The sequence below is a fragment of the Vibrio sp. Vb0667 genome, from assembly GCF_033391095.1.
Window position 1 is genome coordinate 1 of the sequence record NZ_JAWPOL010000271.1, and the last position, 1,200, is coordinate 1,200.

A 1,200-nucleotide genomic window follows, 5' to 3' on the forward strand; every position below is an offset into this window, starting at 1 on the left:
TTGATTGAGTCCTGCACATTCCTTGTTAATATCTCACTCACTAAAGGAGATATTAACAAGGAATGTGCCAACTCCGATTAACTGGCGATGAGATGTTCTTTGAAGAAAGCTAAGGTACGTTCCCAAGCAAGAGCCGCTTCCTCGGGTGCGTAACGTGCCGTTGAGTCGTTGTGGAAACCATGATTGACGTTTTCATACATCAAAGCTTGGTACTTCGCACCTGAAGCAATCAACTGCTGCTCGTACGAAGGCCAAGTGTCATTCACACGTTTATCCAACCCTGCGAAATGCAACATTAATGGGCCTTTCACTTGTTTTTGAATCTCTTCTGCAGCGGGTGTTCCATAAAAAGGTACGCCTGCATCGAGCTCATTTGGCATAACTGCCGCCAGCATATTGACGACATAACCACCAAAACAGAAACCAACCGCGCCAAGCTTGCCGTTTCCATGTTCGTGCTGTTTGATAAATTTAGCGGCCGCTATAAAGTCTTGCTCAATCTTGGCTCTGTCCATCTCTTTTTGCATTGCTCGCCCTTCATCATCATTTCCCGGATACCCACCTAACGGGTAGAGAGCATCGGGAGCAAAGGCGATAAAACCATCTTTCGCTAGTCGTCTCGCGACGTCTTTAATGTAAGGGTTGAGGCCACGGTTTTCATGAATCACCAAAACCGTTGGTGATTTGATGGTCTTTTTCTGAGGCATCACCAAGTAACCACGCCCTTCACCATGCCCATTCGGCGACGAAAAGGTTTCGTACGTGGCTTTGATTTCAGGATCATTGAAGGAGACTTGCTCGGCAAGCGCGTAATTTGGTGTCAGCGCGTCAACCAGTGCGGTCATGCTAAACCCTAGCACCGCAAGGCCACCAAGCCGATTAAGAAATTCTCGGCGCGAGATCTTTCCATGCGCGTATTCGTCGTACCAATCGAAGGCTTCTTGCGGGATGGGGTGAGCCGCCTTTTCACTTGACGTCGTGTGCTTTAGCATTATCCATGTCCTCATTTCTTATCGAAAAGTAAACCCATCACCGCAATGGTGATGTTTATGCTAACCAGCAAAGAGAGACTTGTGGTGATAAATTCATCACTGACGAGCATACACAAACAATAGATAAAGGAATCCGATCCAACAACTTTGTATCGTTAGGCAGTCATGCAATCAGTTCGCTGCGCAATACGACGCCCAGTACAAAAAT

Annotated in this window: 1 protein-coding gene; it reads right to left on the minus strand. The window is 47.0% G+C overall.

Annotation, left to right across the window (positions count from 1 at the left end; all coding sequences use genetic code 11):
- Positions 1-77: 77 nt before the first annotated feature.
- Positions 78-995 carry a dienelactone hydrolase family protein gene (locus tag R8269_RS25200; RefSeq protein ID WP_169610060.1) on the minus strand — a complete coding sequence of 306 codons (918 nt, stop codon included), beginning with the start codon at positions 993-995 and terminating at the stop codon, positions 78-80.
- Positions 996-1,200: the final 205 nt, after the last annotated feature.